Below are 15,202 nucleotides of genomic sequence, written 5' to 3' on the forward strand. Positions count from 1 at the left end.
ACCGGGCAGGGCGCTCCGCCTGTGGTGCACGGCGTCGCCTAGCGCTCAGGCGATCGCGACGACGATCAGCCCCATCAGCACGAGCTGCCCGGCCAGCCGCGGCACGAGGGGGATGGCGGCCACGCCGAAGCGGTCCGGGTAGCGCGCGGCGAAGGCGTTGGCGGGGAAGATCGCGGCCAGGAACACGATCAGGCAGACGCCGGCCGTCACCATCGTGGGTGGATACAGCAGCCCGAGCCCGCCCGCGATCTCGCAGACCCCGGTGAGGATGACGAGGTTGTCGGGGCTGAGCATTCCGGTCGTTCGCAGCCGTGGCGGGATCATCGCGCTCATCGTGCGCGCCACCCTCGGCACGAAATGTGTGATGCCGGCGCCGATGAAAACCACCGCCAGCACGATGCGCACGGCGAACTGGAGGTCGGGGGATGTAACGCTGCTCATGGCTCTATTCTCCAGCCGATAGAGTGTTTTCATATCTGGCGCCCCACGGTCGCGGCGCAAGCCATGTTTTTCTGCTGCAATCGGAGGATCCGTTTTCGTGTCAAAACCTGTTGTCCTAATCGCTGAAGAATTATCGCCTGCCACCGTCGACGCCCTCGGGCCCGACTTCGAGGTTCGCTCCGTAGACGGCACCGACCGGGTCGCGCTACTCGCCGAACTGGCCACGGCGCATGCCGTGCTGGTGCGCTCCGCCACGAAGGTGGACGCGGAGGCAATCGCCGCCGCACCGTTACTGAAGGTCATCGCCCGCGCGGGCGTCGGCCTCGACAACGTCGACATTAAAGCGGCCACGGCTGCGGGCGTCATGGTCGTCAATGCCCCGACGTCCAATATTATTTCCGCCGCAGAACTGACCGTCGGGCACATCATCAGCCTGGCCCGTCACATCCCGGCCGCCCACGGCGCGCTGGCGCAGGGGCAGTGGAAGCGCTCCAAGTACACCGGCGTCGAGCTCTACGAAAAGACCATCGGCATCATCGGCCTCGGCCGCATCGGTGCCCTCATCGCGGCGCGGATGCAGGCCTTCGGCACGAACATCATCGCCTATGACCCCTACATCACCTCCGCCCGCGCCCAGCAGCTCGGCGTGGTGCCGGTCAGCCTCGATGAGCTCCTCGCGCAGTCGGACTTCATCACCATTCACATGCCCAAGACGCCCGAGACAAACGGCATGATCGGCGCCGAACAGTTCAAGCTGATGAAGCCCACCGCGTTCGTCGTGAACGTGGCCCGCGGCGGCCTCATCAACGAGGACGACCTCTACGACGCCCTCACGGCCGGCACGATCGCCGGCGCCGGCCTCGATGTGTTCGTCAGCGAGCCGCCGACCGGGTCGAAGCTGCTCGGCCTCAACAACATCATCACCACGCCTCACCTCGGCGCCTCCACGGACGAAGCCCAGGAAAAGGCCGGCGTCTCCGTCGCCAAGTCCGTTCGCCTCGCCCTGTCGGGGGAGCTCGTCCCCGACGCGGTCAACGTCGCCGGAGGCGTTATCGACCCCTACGTGCGCCCCGGCATCCCGCTGGTGGAGAAGCTCGGCCAGGTCTTCTCCGGTCTCGGCGCCCACAGCCCGCTGACCAGCGTCGACGTCGAGGTGCGCGGCGAGCTCGCCGACTATGACGTGAGCGTGCTCCGGCTCGCCGCGCTCAAGGGCATTTTCACCAATGTCGTCAGCGAGACCGTGTCCTACGTCAACGCGCCGTTGCTCGCCGAGCAGCGCGGCGTCGCGGTGCGCATGATCACCGACAAGGAGTCGCTGGAGTACCGCAACGTCATCACGCTGCGTGGCGCCCTCGCGGACGGCTCGCAGGTCTCGGTGTCCGGCACCCTGACCGGCACCAAGCAAATCGAGAAGATCGTCGAGATCAACGGCTACGACGTCGAGGTTCCGTTCGACGACCACCTGATCGTGATGCTCTACACGGACCGTCCGGGAATCGTGGCCGTCTACGGCCGCGAGTTCGGCGACGCCCAGATCAACATCGCGGGCATGCAGATCGCCCGCCACGTGGCCGGCGGCAAGGCCCTGAGCGTACTGACGGTCGACTCGCCCGTTCCGGCGAGCCTGCTGGCCACGGTGCGCGACGCGATCTCGGCCGAGGCCATGATCGAAATCTCCATCACCGAATAGCAGTTCCGTCGGTCATTCGGTCGATCACCGCGAGCAACCGGTCCAGCCTCGTCTTCGATGTGTCATCGACGGCAGGCTGGCCGGGGCTCGCGAGGGTGGATTCGTAGTACAGCCCGTCACTGACGAGCATGATCACCTCGGCCACGTCCGGGTCTCCCACCGCCTCCTCGATGACGCTCAGCCACTGGCGCCGAGTTGAGGCCAGGGCCGCATTGGCCAACGGATGTGCCCCCTGCGCGAGCCTGACGGCCGCACCGATCGACTGGTCGAGCACCGTCCCCTCGCTCATCGACGTGCGGATCAGGTAGTCGACCGCTCCGGCCGGGGCCGCTCGAATCTGCTCGACATCGTCGGCGACGAGCGCGTCGAGCCGGGCCAGGAGCCCCTCCACGAGTGCGTCCTTCGACCCGAAGTGGTAGAGCAGACCGCCCTTCGACAGGCCGGCCGCCACCGCCACCGCCTCGAGGGTGGCCGCCCGTTCGCCCTGGTCGATCAGGAGGTGTGCGAACGCGTCCAGGATGCGATCGCGCGTGGGGGAGAGGCGCGGCACGTTCCCGGCCGGGGCTGCGGTATCAGAGCTCATGGTGCTACTATACCGTCTGGACGGTTTACTTTACCGTCTGGACGGTACAGCATCCGTCCCCGGAGCCGAAAGCAGTCGTTACCGTGTCCAATTCCGTCCGAGAAACCGCCACCGTCGTCGCCGTCAGCCGTGTGAACAGCCCCCGCCGCCGGTGGTGGGCGCTCGTCGTACTCATGTTGCCCGTGCTCCTGGTCTCGATCGACAACACGGTGCTCAACCTCGCCCTGCCGGCCATTTCCGAGGACCTGCGGCCGACGGGCACGCAGCTGCTCTGGGTAATCGACATCTATCCGCTCATGCTCGCCGGCCTCCTGGTGGCCATGGGCAGCCTCGGTGACCGGATCGGGCGCCGCCGGCTGCTGCTGATCGGCTCCGCCGGGTTCGGCGCCGTTTCCGTGGTGGCCGCCTTCGCCCCGAGCGTCGAGTGGTTGATCATCGACCGCGCCGTGCTGGGTTTCTTCGGCGCCATGCTGATGCCGCCGACGCTGTCGCTGCTCCGCTCCGTCTTCACCGACCGCAACCAGCGGCGGCTGGCGATCGCGATCTGGGCGAGCGGTTTCGCCGCAGGCAGCGCGCTCGGCCCCGTCGTGGGCGGCGTGCTGCTGGAGCACTTCGCCTGGGGCTCCGTCTTCCTGCTCGCGGTGCCGCTGCTCCTGCCGCTGCTGGTTCTGGGGCCCCTGTTCGTGCCGGAGTCCCGCGACCCGAACCCCGGACGCATCGACGCCCCGAGCATCGCGCTCTCGCTGGCGGCCATGCTGCCGGTCGTCTACGGGATCAAGGCCCTGGCGGAGCACGGACCCACGCCCTTCTCGCTCGGCCCGATCGTGCTCGGACTCGCCGCAGGCGTGCTCTTCGTGCGTCGCCAGCCCCGGCTGACGCACCCGATGATCGACCTCGGGCTGTTCCGCCAGGGGGCCTTCAGCGGTGCGATCGGCGTCAACCTGCTGAGCGTCGTGGCTCTCGTCGGCGGCCTGTTCTTCGTCTCCCAGTACCTGCAACTCGTGCTGGCCCTTTCGCCTCTGGAGGCGGGGCTGGTGCTCGTGCCGGGACTGGCGGCGATGATCGTGTCCGGCCTCGTTATCGTGCCCATCGCCCGGCGCGTGCGGCCGTCGATCGTCGTTCCGGTGGCACTGCTGATCTCGGCCGTCGGCTACGCGGCCGCCGCCCTGCGCGGGGGAGACCTCGACGCTGTCGGCATCGCGCTCATCTTCGTGGCCCTCGGGATCGGGATCGGAGCGGCCGAAACGGTCTCGAACGAACTGATCGTGGCGAACGCCCCGGCGGACAAGATGGGGGCGGCATCCGCTGTCGGCGAAACGGCCTATGAACTGGGCGCCGTGCTCGGCACGACCATCCTCGGTACCATCCTGACGGCTTCCTACCGCAGTGCGGTCGTTTTGCCGGAGGCCCTCACGGCGGCGCAGAGCGCGGCGGCGGCGGAGACCCTCGGCGGTGCGGTGGCCGTGGCCGACGGGCTGCCCACCGGTCTGGCAAACGTGCTGCTCTCATCGGCCCGCGATGCCTTCACCAGCGGAATCGGGCCCACGGCCTGGATCGGCACCATGTTGGTGCTGGCGGCGGCGTTTGTGGCGCTGGTCGCCCTGCGCAAGGCGACCTGATCACCTGATCCGCGTCGTGCCGGTGGCCGGCTTTGAACCAATTCGACGGAGATTCTTGTGAAAAAGCCCTGCTACACCGTGTTCAGGGGCGATTTCGGCAAAATCTCCGTCGAATTCGTTCGGGAACGGTCAGGACTCATTCATGAGGAGTCACCGCCCTAGACGTCGTCGACGGATCGCTTCTGCGACGTGACCTGTTCCCCGCTCGCCGGGTCGACGGCGCTGCGGGTCGTGGTGATGCTGCTGCGCTTGCGGGTCAGCAAGACGATGCCGATGACCATGATGACGGCACCGGCGCCCATCAGGATGTAGCCGACCAGCTCGATGTCCATCCACTCGACGGTCAGGTTCAGGGCGAACACCATGATGGCGCCGACGACTAGAAGGAAGATTCCCAATCCGAGACTCATGCGGAACTGCTTTCTATTGGTTGTCAGGAGTTGTCCAGCTTAGACACTCGTTGCGTCGCAGTAGGGTTTATCTACAGCCAACTTTCAGACATACGGAGTCGAATGTCCCCTCTCATCAAGCTTGCTGTCATTCCCGGCGACGGAATCGGTCCCGAGGTCGTCGCCGAAGCGGTCAAGGTTCTCGAGGCGGCCACGTCTGCCGACGACGTCACCTTCGACGCAACCTGGTTCTCCCTCGGCGCCGCACGGTTTCTGGAAACCGGCGATGTGCTGACCGATGACGACCTCGCGGCGATCGCCGGCCACGACGCCATCCTGCTCGGCGCCGTCGGCGGCGTGCCGGGGGACCCCCGCCTCGCCAACGCGAATATCGAGCGCGGCCTGCTGCTCAAGTTGCGCTTCTCGCTCGACCACTACGTGAACCTGCGCCCGAACGTTCTCTTCCCTGGCGTGCCCAGCCCGCTGGCGTCTCCGGGCACCGTCGACTTCGTCGTCGTGCGCGAGGGCACGGAGGGTCCCTACGTGGGCAACGGCGGAGCGATCCGCCAGGGCACCGCGCACGAGGTGGCCAACGAGGTCTCCGTCAACACGGCCTTCGGCGTCGAACGCGTGGTGCGCTACGCCTTCGCCCAGGCCCAGGGTCGGCCCCGCCGCCACCTCACTCTCGTGCACAAGACCAATGTGCTCGTCTTCGCCGGCAGCCTGTGGCAGCGGATCGTCACCGCCGTCGCAGCCGAATACCCCGAGGTGACCGTCGACTACCTGCACGTCGACGCGGCCACGATTTTCCTGGTTTCAAATCCGAGTAGATTTGACGTCATCGTCACGGACAACCTCTTCGGCGACATCCTCACCGATCTCGCGGCGGCAATCACCGGCGGCATCGGCCTTGCGGCCTCCGGGAACATTAACCCTGAGGGCAGGTTCCCCAGCATGTTCGAGCCGGTACACGGTTCGGCACCGGACATCGCGGGCAAACAACTGGCTGACCCCACGGCGGCCATCCTGTCGGTGGCGCTACTCCTGGAGCACTTCGGATTCACGGATGCCGCGGCCCGGGTGACTGCCGCCGTGATCGCCGACATCGTGGCCCGGGCGGCTCTCGGCACACCCCGGAGCACCAGCGCCGTGGGTGACGCCATCGTGACTCGACTGACAGACAAGGGAATCCAATGAGCCAGCCAGCGCCCCCGACGACATCCGGCACCGCCACCTTCCCGCTGAGGTTCAGCCTGACGCCGTCGACCGCGGCCCGCACGAAGATCGAGCGCGAAGAGATCCTCGTCGATCCCGGCTTCGGCAAGAAGTTCACGGACCACATGGTCGCCATCGACTGGACCCTCGACGCGGGCTGGCACAACGCCCGGGTCATGCCCTACGGTCCGCTGCACCTCGACCCGGCCTCCTCGGTGCTGCACTACGGCCAGGAGATTTTCGAGGGGCTGAAGGCCTACCGTCACGCCGACGGGTCGATCTGGACCTTCCGCCCGGAGAAGAATGCCGAGCGCCTGCGGCGCTCCGCACGCCGCCTGGCACTGCCGGAACTCTCCGAGGTCGACTTCATCGAATCGATCAGGCAGCTCGTGGCCGTAGACGGCGACTGGGTGCCCTCCGCTGCGGAGACCAGCCTTTATTTGCGCCCGTTCATGATCGCCAACGAGAGCTTCCTCGGCGTGCGGGCCGCGCACCAGGTCGGTTACTACGTGATCGCCAGCCCGGCCGGCGCCTACTTCGCCGACGGTGTGGCCCCGATCAAGATCTGGCTCTCGACCGAGTACTCCCGCGCCGGCCGCGGCGGCACCGGCGCGGCCAAATGCGGCGGCAACTACGCCGCCAGCCTGCTGCCTCAGATGCAGGCTTATGACAACGGCTGTGCCCAGGTGCTCTTTCTCGACGGGGAGACCAGCAGCCGCATCGACGAACTCGGCGGCATGAACGTGTTCTTCGTTCATGGCACCGACACGCTCGTCACCCCGCGCTTGACCGGCGCGATCCTCGAGGGCGTCACCCGCGACAGCATCATCCAGCTCGCCCGGGACCGAGGCCTGACCGTGGAGGAGCGCGACGTGACTCTCGGCGAATGGCAGGACGGTGTCGCATCCGGTGCCATCACCGAGGTGTTCGCCTGCGGCACGGCCGCCGTCGTTACCCCGATCTCGCAGCTCAAGGGCCCGAACCTCTCCATCGGCGACCCGGATGGCCCGGCCGGCCAGATCACGATGGCGCTCCGCCAGGAGCTGACCGACATTCAGTACGGCCGCCTGCCCGACCGCCACGGCTGGCTCACCCGGCTCGACGCCCCGGTGCGACCCGCGTGAAAATCGCACGGTTCAGTCACGAGGGACTCATCTCGTTCGGCATCGTCGACGACGACGACATCGTCGTTTTAAAGGGTGACCCGATGTTCGTGGGCTATGACCCGTCCGGGGAGCGCGTGGCCCTGCGCGACGTGAAACTGCTCGCCCCGGTGATCCCGCGGTCGAAGATCGTGGGCATGGCGTGGTCCTACTTCGCCGACGCGGCCGAGCAGTCTGCCGCGGCCGGCTCGCCCGGTGAGCCCAGGTTTTTCCTCAAGCCGAACACCTGCGTCGTCGGCCCCGGCGACCCGATCACCGTGCCGGCGTCCTCGGACGACGTGCACGTCGAGGGGGAGCTCGCGATCGTGATCGGCAAGATCACCCGCAACGTGTCCGTCGACGCCGCCGAGGACTCCATCTGGGGCTACACGGTAGCGAACGATGTCACCGCCCGAGATCTGCAGGAGCTCGACGGCGACCTCACGCGGGCCAAAAGTTTCGACTCGTTCTGCCCGCTCGGACCGGTCATCGACACCGAATACGATTGGACCACGCTGACCATCGAGTCCCGCATCAACGGCGAGGTCTTCCAGAAGGGCAATGCGACGCTGCTCAAGCACACCGTTGCGGAGATGATCTCCTTCGTCTCCAGCGTGTTCACCCTGCTGCCGGGCGACGTCATTCTGACGGGTGCCCCCGACCGGTCCGCCTCCGTCGTGCACGATGACGCCGTGCAGGTCGAGATCGCCGGCATCGGCGTGCTGGCGAACCCGGTTCGGCGCGCCTGATCGTCAGGCGTCGGTCGCGTCGTGCACGGGAAACCAGGACCGGATTTGCTCCGTCGCTGTGTCCAGCAGCGCCACCGATTCGGTGGCGTTGACCCGGGCGAGCAGCATGGCGCTCATGCCGAGCGAAGCCAGGGTGCGGGCGCGGTCCGGCGCGCTTCCTCCGGCGGCGGTCCCGGCCGCCCGGAGGGCGTCCTGGAGGGTGTCCGTCAGCTCGGACCGGTAGCCCTCCACGACCTGGCGGGCCGGGTCGTCGTGCCCGGCGAGGCCTGCGGCGCAGTTCACGAGCAGGCAGCCGCGGCGCGGGGAGTCCTCCGGCAGGGCGGAGACCGCCGATCTGAGTTCGCTGAAATAAGCCAGCAGCGAGGCCCGGCCGATCCCCGGCCCGGTCAGGGTCCGCAATCTCGGGCGGATGACGGAGGCCTGGTAGTCCTCGACGGCGGCGTCGAACAGGCCACGCTTGCTGCCGAAGGCGTGGTAGAGGCTGGATCGACGGAGACCGGTCGCTTCTTCGAGGTCGGCGAGCGAGGTAGCCTCGAAGCCCTTGTCCCAGAACAGGTCCCTGGCCGTCTGGACGACGGCTATGCGCTCGAAACTCTGCAGCCGCCCCATGGTGTTTCCTCCGTTTTCGCTGTGAGTGGTTTTGTGTATCGCTCAGTACACAATATATTAAACCATCCGTTACAAAAAGCAGAGGAGCCGCCATGGCCTCGTCCAGCACCAGCACCCAGATCCAGCTTGTCGACCGCCCCACCGGCTGGCCAACGGATGCCGACTTCGGCACCATCCGCATCGACCTGCCCGAGTTGACCCCCGGTCAGGTTCGCGTGGCCAACGAGTTCGTCTCGGTCGACCCCTACATGCGCGGCCGGATGAACGACGCCAAATCCTACTCCGCCCCCTACGCCCTCAACGAGACGATGACGGGCGGGGCCGTCGGCCGCGTCGTCGCATCCGCCTCTGACGAGGTTGCCGTCGGCGACGTGGTCGTGCACCAGTTCGGCTGGCGCGACCTGGTTCAGGAGGAAGCCGCCGGCTTCCGCGTCGTCCCGGAAATCCCCGGCGTGCCTCTCTCCGCCTACCTCGGCGTGCTGGGCATGACCGCACTCACCGCCTACGTGGGCCTGCTCGAGGTGGCCGAGCTCACGGACGGCGACACCGTTTTCGTTTCCGGCGCGGCCGGGGCCGTAGGCAGCATGGTCGGCCAGATCGCCCGCCTCAAGGGCGCGAACCGCGTGATCGGTTCCGCCGGGTCGGCCGAGAAGGTTGCTGTGCTGACCGAGAAGTACGGCTTCGACGCCGCCTTCAATTACAAGGACGGCGACATCGCCAAGCAGCTCGCCGCCGCGGCTCCGGACGGCATCGACGTCTACTTCGACAACGTCGGTGGCGAGCACCTCGAGGCTGCCCTGGCCAGCTTCAACGACGGCGGACGCGCCGCCCTCTGTGGCGCGATCTCCGTCTACAACAACACCGAGGCGACCGGCGGCCCGCGCAACCTGGCGAACATGATCGGTCGCGGGCTGACCCTGAAGGGCTTCATCGTGGGCAACTACATGCAGCATTTCCCCGCGTTCTCCGCCGACATGGCCGGCTGGCTCGCCGCGGGCGACGTCGTCTTCGACGAGACCGTGGTCGACGGGATCGACCACGCGGTCGACGCCTTCCTCGGCCTCATGCGCGGCGAGAACACCGGCAAGATGGTCGTCCGCACGAACGTCTGACTTTCCCGACAGCATCCATTTCACACGATCACACACTCTGGAGAACCCATGAATTCCGTACTTTTTGTCGTCAGCGCCGCTGATCACTGGACCCTCAACGACGGCAGCCTGCACCCCACCGGCTATTGGGCCGAAGAGCTCGCCGAACCGCACCGCCGGTTCACCGAGGCCGGCTGGCAGATCACCATCGCGACGCCCGGCGGCGTCGCCCCCACCATCGACGCGGGAAGCCTGGCACCCCAGGCGGCCGGCGGGGAAGACCGGGCCGCGGCCATCGTCGCCTACCTCGACACCATCGGCAGTGAACTCGACGAGCCGCGCTCGATCAGTGACATCGCGGTCGCCGACTACGACGTGGTCTTCTACCCCGGCGGCCACGCCCCGATGGAGGACCTGGCCGTCGACGCCGACTCCGGACGCATCATGACCGAAGCACTCGACTCCGGAACGATTCTCGGCGTACTCTGCCACGCCCCGGCCGCCATGCTCGCCGCCCAGCGAGCCGACGGCAGCTGGCCCTTCACCGGCTACCGCATGACCGGCTTCACCGATGAGGAGGAGACTCTCGGCGGCCTCGCCCCCAAGGCGCCGTGGCTCGTGCAGAGCCGCCTGGTCGCGCTGGGCGCCGACTTCGTCGCCGGCGCAGCCTGGGCCGAGCACATGGAGATCGACCGCAACCTGTACACCGGCCAGAATCCGGCTTCCTCCGCTGCTCTCGCCGGCGCGATCATCACCGCCGTCACCGCACAGAAGTAGTCGAGTCGCCGCGAGACCCTGTGGCTGAGCGGCCCCTCGCGCCCGTCGAGACCTGGCTACGAACGCAGGGCGCGCAGGGCGTCGGCGACGTCGTCCTCGTCATTCCACAGGTGGAAGGCGACGCGGGCCCGCCCGGCCCTGCCCGACGCGGTGAGACCTGCCCGGGTGAGGCGGTCAAGGTCGGTGCGGTCGGCATCCGGCCAGGTCACGATCGACTGCCCGGCCGGGGCGAGCCCGAGCCCGGTGCAGAGCGCGTCGCCCAGCGCCACCGCGTGGTCGCGCACCGTCGACAGGTCGAGCCGCCCGAAGAGCTCCAGTGCGGGTTCGGCGCCCACCCAGGCGTTCCAGGCCGGAGAGACGTCAAAGCGGCGCGCATCAGCCGCGAGGTCCATGTCCGGTCCGTAACAGGAGGCCCACGGGTCCCGGCCGGCGTACCAGCCCGACTGCACCGGGTGCAGCCGGGCGGCCAGCCGCTCGGCCACGGTCAGGAAGGCCACGCCGCGCGGGGCGCAGAGCCACTTGTAGCTGTGGCAGATAGAGGCGTCGAACACGGATGCGTCCACCGGCATCCACCCGACGGCCTGCGTCGTGTCGCAGAGGGTGAAGCACCCGTGAGCACGGGCGGCGGCCACGATCCCCGCGGTATCGGCGACGGCACCGGTGGCGGACTGCACGAGCGAGAACGCCACAAGCCAGGTGTCGGCGGTGATCCCGACGGCCAGCTCGGCCAGAGGCAGGTGCCGCACGGTGACCCCGCGGTGCGCCTGGCTAAGGAACGGGAACACCATCGAGCTGAAATCGCCGTCGACGCAGAGCACCTCGGCCCCGTCGGGCACGCCCGCGGCGAGCAGGCCGGCCAGCACGGATGCCTGAGACCCGATCGCGACCCGGCTCACCGGAACAGCGACGAGTCTGGCATACGCGTGCCGGACCCGTTCGACCACGGCGGCGTACCCCGCCGCCGACGCGGTGCCCAGCGCCCAGGCGTCGGCGTCCACGCGCAGGGCCGCTTCCGTTTCCCGGGTCGGCAGCCCGAGCGTGCAGGCCGCCAGATAGCCGCGGCCGCCCCGGAACCGCTCGCGCGCCTCGCGTACGCCGATGCGGTCCGCCACCGTCGAAAGCGGCGAACGGGACGCGGAAGATTCGCTCTGGTTCATCCCTCCAGCATGCGACCGGCCTATTCATTCGACAACAGCCAGTAGCTGAGGCAATCCATAAGCATCAGTTATGATCACTTCGTGCCCGCCCTCGTCCAGCCCGAACTCGACTCCACCATGCTGCGCGTCGTGGGCGCGCTCGCCGACTGCGGCTCAATCACGGCGGCCGCGGCGGCGCTCGGCTACAGCCAGCCCGCCGTGAGCCAGCAGCTCAGACGGCTCGAGCAGCGCATCGGGATGGCCGTGATCGAACGCATCGGCCGCGGGGTGCGGCTCACCGAGACCGGCCGGCTGCTCGCCCGGCACGCCACCATCGTGAGCGGGGCCCTGGACGCCGCCGCGGGGGAATTGTCCGAGCTGCGCGGCCTGCGCGCGGGCCGGGTGCGACTGGCGGCGTTCCCGTCCGCCTCGGCGACCATTGTGCCGCGCCTGCTCGCTGACCTGCAGCGCCGTCATCCGGGAATCAGCGTCACCTACCTTGAGGCCGAGCCGCCCGAAGCCGTGGCTCTGGTGCGCCAGAACCAGGCCGATCTGGCGATCACGTTCAGCTACCCCGGCGACCGGGTCGACCCTCACCGGGACAGCGCCGAAGGCCTCGTCGTGACCCGGCTCCGCCGGGACGAGATGATGCTCGTGCTGCCGGCCGGACATGCCCTGGCCAAAAACGGCGTAGTCGACCTCGGCGACCTCGCCGAGGAGAATTGGATCGGCGGATGTCCTCGGTGCCGCGGCCACCTGCTGGAGCTTTGCGGTCACAACGGTTTCACGCCCCGCATCTCCTACGAGACCGACAACGCGGCCGCCGTGCTCGGCCTCGTGGCGGCCGGCATCGGGGTGGCGATGCTGCCCGCGCTCGCCCTCGACTCCGTCGGCGCGCAGCCCCTCGTCGCCATCCGGCCCACCCGCGGCCGCGACCACCGCACCCTGCACACGGTCACGGTCACCGGGGCCGCGGCCGTGGCGGCCATTGCCGTCACCCTGCGCCGGCTCGCCGCACTGGCCGGACCGGAGGCGGCACCCGCGGCGCCACCCGTATCCCCACCCGCGCCTCACCCGGAGGCAACTAGAATCGGGGGTGATGTCTGAGACAATTGCGCACCCGTTTTCCACTGCCACCGGCACCGACGTTCGCGTTCGGTTCTGCCCCTCACCGACCGGAACGCCGCACGTCGGTCTGATCCGCACGGCGCTCTTCAACTGGGCTTACGCCCGGCACACCGGGGGCACGTTCATCTTCCGGATCGAGGACACCGATCCGGCCCGCGATACCGAGGAGAGCTTCGTGCAGCTCCTCGACGCGCTGCACTGGCTGCGCCTGGACTGGGACGAGGGCGTCGAGGTCGGCGGACCGCACGCTCCCTACCGCCAGTCCGAGCGCTACGACATCTACCGTGACGTGATCGAGCAGCTCAAGGCGTCCGGTCACATCTACGAGAGCTTCGCCACCGGCGAGGAGATCGAGGTGCGAAACGTCGCCCTCGGCCGCGACCCCAAGGCCGGATACGACAACTTCGAGCGCGACCTCAGCGATGAGAAGAAGGCGGCCTTCCGTGCCGAGGGTCGCTCGCCGGCGCTCCGCCTCAAGGTGCCCGACACAGACATCTCCTTCGACGACCTGGTTCGCGGCGAGATCACCTTCCCGGCCGGCTCGTTCAGCGACTTCGTCGTCGTGCGGCCCAACGGGCATCCGTTGTACCCGTTCGTGAACCCGGTCGACGACGCCATGATGGGCGTCACCCACGTGCTGCGCGGCGAAGATCTGCTTTCCTCCACGCCGCGCCAGATCGCGCTGTACCACGCGCTGATCGACATCGGACTGGCCACGTTCGTGCCGCGTTTCGGGCACATGCCTTACGTCATGGGCGAGGGCAACAAGAAGCTCTCCAAGCGCGACCCCGAGTCCAACCTGTTCCACCACCGCGCTCGCGGCTTCGTTCCCGAGGGACTGGTCAACTACCTGTCGCTGCTCGGCTGGTCCCTCTCCAGCGACCGCGACGTGTTCACGATCGAGGAGATGATCGCCGCGTTCGACGTCGTCAACGTGCTGCCGAACCCGGCCCGCTTCGACCTCAAGAAGGCCGAGTCGCTCAACGGCGACCACATCCGGCTGCTCGACCCGGCCGATTTCGCCGCCCGAGTCATCCCGTACCTGGTGGCCGCCGGCGACGTGATCGAACCACTCAGCGAGGTGCAGCAGGCTATTCTCGAGGCCGCCGCACCGCTCGTGCAGGAACGCATCGCCCTGCTCGGCGAGGCACCCGGCATGCTCGGTTTCCTGTTCATCGGCGGCGACTCGCTGGCCTACCAGCCGGATGCCCTCGCCTCGCTCCCGCAGAACACGCGCGAGATCCTCGCCACGTCCACGGCAGCGCTGCTCGACATTCCCGAAGCGGAATGGACGCACGACCGGGTGCACACCACCCTGACCGAGACGCTGATCGACGGGCTCGCGCTCAAGCCGCGCGTGGCCTTCGGCCCCCTGCGGGTCGCGGTCTCCGGCCGGCGCATCTCGCCGCCGCTGTTCGAGTCGATGGAGATCCTGGGCAAGGCGGAGTCCGTGCTGCGTCTTGCACGTCTGGCTGCCACCACTCTCGAGTGACTGGCCTCGCGGGGCCGGGCCCTTCGGGGTCTGCCCCGGCAATCGGCTCGAGCCGGCGACGATTTCGGCTCTGGGTTTGTCCCGGCCCTCTGAGTGGGTTAGAGTTACGAGTCGGTCCGTTCTGAGGAACAGACATTGGGGTATGGTGTAATTGGCAACACGACTGATTCTGGTTCAGTTGTTCTTGGTTCGAGTCCAGGTACCCCAGCAGTAGTAGGCGCAGGATGTCGCGGCGATATCACCCATCGCCTGTCCTTCCCCCGTGCCCCGAAACGGCCCTGGTGGCCAGAACCAATACCACAAGCGCCATGCGGGGCTGCAGCGGCGTTTTGCTGCCCGGGTTGGTTCGCTCTCGTCACGACGCAACTGAGCTGACCCTCGTCGCATAACGACCGTCGGCGTGCGCTGTGCGGATCGGCATGATCCTGGCCAGCGCGTTTCATCAAACCTTCACATGCACGGGGGCTGGAGCTTCATGCGCGGTCAGCATGCTGGTGTGTAGACATCAACTTGGTGGCTGAACGTGAAAGGTGTTGAGACTGATGAAACTCAATCGGAAGAACATGAGCGCTGGTATTGCGGGACTCGGGCTCGTCGGAGCGCTTGCGACGGGCGGTGTTGCCGCGGCGCAGGCCTCTACCGGTGGTGGGGCGATTTCCCAGCCACCATCGACGACCTCGTCGTCAGTTGGCGACCACCGGTCAGGCCACATGGCCGGCATGGCATTCGGGCAGAGTTCGCCCATGGTCGCGGTCGCGAGCTACCTCGGCTTGAGTCAGACGGAGTTGCACGACCGGCTGCAGTCGGGTGGGTCCCTCGCGGATGTCGCTGAAGCCCAGGGCAAATCGGTTTCTGGACTCAAAGACGCAATGGTCTCGCAGCAGAGGACCACTTTCGACTCCAACAGCACTCTGTCATCTGATGACAGGGAGGCAGCCGTAGAACAGATGAAGAGCCGCATTGACCTGATGCTGAATGCGACCCACACCCCAGGTGAGGGGATGGGCATGGGTTCGGGCGTCGGTATGCACTCGGGCGCAGGGAATGGTGACGACCTGACCGTCTCCTGAACAGGCAGACCGGTCCAGGGGCTGCCTGAATGTCCATAAATAAACACAAATTGAAGGAGCAGAAGAAATGA

15 protein-coding genes and 1 tRNA gene are annotated in these 15,202 nt (G+C 67.6%); 11 read left to right on the forward strand and 5 right to left on the reverse strand.

Going from position 1 to position 15,202, the window contains the following annotated elements:
* Positions 1-45 precede the first annotated feature (45 nt).
* Complete coding sequence (locus tag E3O62_RS14945) at positions 46-441, reverse strand: DoxX family membrane protein (protein ID WP_134399019.1); 396 nt, start codon at positions 439-441, stop codon at positions 46-48.
* A 97-nt stretch (positions 442-538) separates the two neighbouring features.
* On the opposite strand from E3O62_RS14945, the gene serA reads away from it, so the two are divergent.
* A complete protein-coding gene (gene serA, locus E3O62_RS14950) occupies positions 539-2,131 on the forward strand; it encodes a phosphoglycerate dehydrogenase (protein ID WP_134399020.1) in 1,593 nt (530 codons plus the stop codon).
* On the opposite strand, the gene E3O62_RS14955 is transcribed toward serA, so the two are convergent.
* Positions 2,121-2,714, reverse strand: coding sequence for a TetR/AcrR family transcriptional regulator (locus E3O62_RS14955; RefSeq protein ID WP_134399021.1), 594 nt, complete (start codon positions 2,712-2,714; stop codon positions 2,121-2,123). The genes serA and E3O62_RS14955 overlap by 11 nt on opposite strands.
* Positions 2,715-2,845: 131 nt before the next feature.
* On the opposite strand from E3O62_RS14955, the gene E3O62_RS14960 reads away from it, so the two are divergent.
* The gene (locus E3O62_RS14960; protein ID WP_241973537.1) at positions 2,846-4,333 is read left to right on the forward strand and encodes an MFS transporter; all 1,488 of its coding nucleotides are present in this window, start codon (positions 2,846-2,848) and stop codon (positions 4,331-4,333) included.
* Positions 4,334-4,491: 158 nt separating this feature from the next.
* Here the strand turns inward: E3O62_RS14960 and E3O62_RS14965 are convergent, their stop codons facing one another.
* Positions 4,492-4,743 carry a DUF6458 family protein gene (locus E3O62_RS14965; protein WP_134399022.1) on the reverse strand — a complete coding sequence of 84 codons (252 nt, stop codon included), beginning with the start codon at positions 4,741-4,743 and terminating at the stop codon, positions 4,492-4,494.
* A 102-nt stretch (positions 4,744-4,845) separates the two neighbouring features.
* On the opposite strand from E3O62_RS14965, the gene E3O62_RS14970 reads away from it, so the two are divergent.
* From E3O62_RS14970 to E3O62_RS14980, 3 genes are read left to right on the forward strand one after another with little or no spacing between them, the layout of a single operon-like run.
* Positions 4,846-5,919 (forward strand): 3-isopropylmalate dehydrogenase, encoded by a 1,074-nt coding sequence (locus E3O62_RS14970; RefSeq protein ID WP_134394214.1) that lies wholly within the window; start codon positions 4,846-4,848, stop codon positions 5,917-5,919.
* The gene (locus tag E3O62_RS14975; protein WP_134394213.1) at positions 5,916-7,061 is read left to right on the forward strand and encodes a branched-chain amino acid aminotransferase; all 1,146 of its coding nucleotides are present in this window, start codon (positions 5,916-5,918) and stop codon (positions 7,059-7,061) included. Before E3O62_RS14970 ends, E3O62_RS14975 begins: the two co-directional genes overlap by 4 nt.
* The gene (locus E3O62_RS14980; RefSeq protein WP_134399023.1) at positions 7,058-7,828 is read left to right on the forward strand and encodes a fumarylacetoacetate hydrolase family protein; all 771 of its coding nucleotides are present in this window, start codon (positions 7,058-7,060) and stop codon (positions 7,826-7,828) included. The genes E3O62_RS14975 and E3O62_RS14980 overlap by 4 nt, the downstream gene beginning before the upstream one ends.
* Positions 7,829-7,831: 3 nt before the next feature.
* Here the strand turns inward: E3O62_RS14980 and E3O62_RS14985 are convergent, their stop codons facing one another.
* A complete protein-coding gene (locus E3O62_RS14985) occupies positions 7,832-8,437 on the reverse strand; it encodes a TetR/AcrR family transcriptional regulator (protein ID WP_134399024.1) in 606 nt (201 codons plus the stop codon).
* Positions 8,438-8,529: 92 nt separating this feature from the next.
* Here E3O62_RS14985 and E3O62_RS14990 point away from each other — a divergent pair, with 92 nt between their 5' ends.
* Complete coding sequence (locus E3O62_RS14990) at positions 8,530-9,549, forward strand: NADP-dependent oxidoreductase (RefSeq protein ID WP_134399025.1); 1,020 nt, start codon at positions 8,530-8,532, stop codon at positions 9,547-9,549.
* A gap of 48 nt (positions 9,550-9,597) precedes the next feature.
* A complete protein-coding gene (locus E3O62_RS14995) occupies positions 9,598-10,305 on the forward strand; it encodes a type 1 glutamine amidotransferase domain-containing protein (RefSeq protein ID WP_134399026.1) in 708 nt (235 codons plus the stop codon).
* Between the two features lie 56 nt (positions 10,306-10,361).
* On the opposite strand, the gene E3O62_RS15000 is transcribed toward E3O62_RS14995, so the two are convergent.
* Positions 10,362-11,462 (reverse strand): aminotransferase class V-fold PLP-dependent enzyme, encoded by a 1,101-nt coding sequence (locus E3O62_RS15000; protein ID WP_134399027.1) that lies wholly within the window; start codon positions 11,460-11,462, stop codon positions 10,362-10,364.
* Positions 11,463-11,543: 81 nt separating this feature from the next.
* Here E3O62_RS15000 and E3O62_RS15005 point away from each other — a divergent pair, with 81 nt between their 5' ends.
* From E3O62_RS15005 to E3O62_RS15020, 4 genes are all read left to right on the forward strand, one after another.
* A complete protein-coding gene (locus tag E3O62_RS15005; protein ID WP_241973533.1) occupies positions 11,544-12,548 on the forward strand; it encodes a LysR family transcriptional regulator in 1,005 nt (334 codons plus the stop codon).
* Entirely contained in the window at positions 12,541-14,061 is a 1,521-nt protein-coding gene (gene gltX, locus E3O62_RS15010) for a glutamate--tRNA ligase (protein ID WP_134399028.1), read from the forward strand. The genes E3O62_RS15005 and gltX overlap by 8 nt, the downstream gene beginning before the upstream one ends.
* A 136-nt stretch (positions 14,062-14,197) precedes the next feature.
* A tRNA-Gln gene (locus E3O62_RS15015) sits at positions 14,198-14,269 on the forward strand.
* A gap of 334 nt (positions 14,270-14,603) precedes the next feature.
* Positions 14,604-15,131 (forward strand): hypothetical protein, encoded by a 528-nt coding sequence (locus tag E3O62_RS15020; RefSeq protein WP_134399029.1) that lies wholly within the window; start codon positions 14,604-14,606, stop codon positions 15,129-15,131.
* Positions 15,132-15,202 lie beyond the last annotated feature (71 nt).

The sequence above is a fragment of the Cryobacterium sp. TMT2-15-1 genome (genome assembly GCF_004402345.1).
In the GTDB taxonomy this organism is placed as follows: Bacteria; Actinomycetota; Actinomycetes; order Actinomycetales; family Microbacteriaceae; genus Cryobacterium; species Cryobacterium sandaracinum.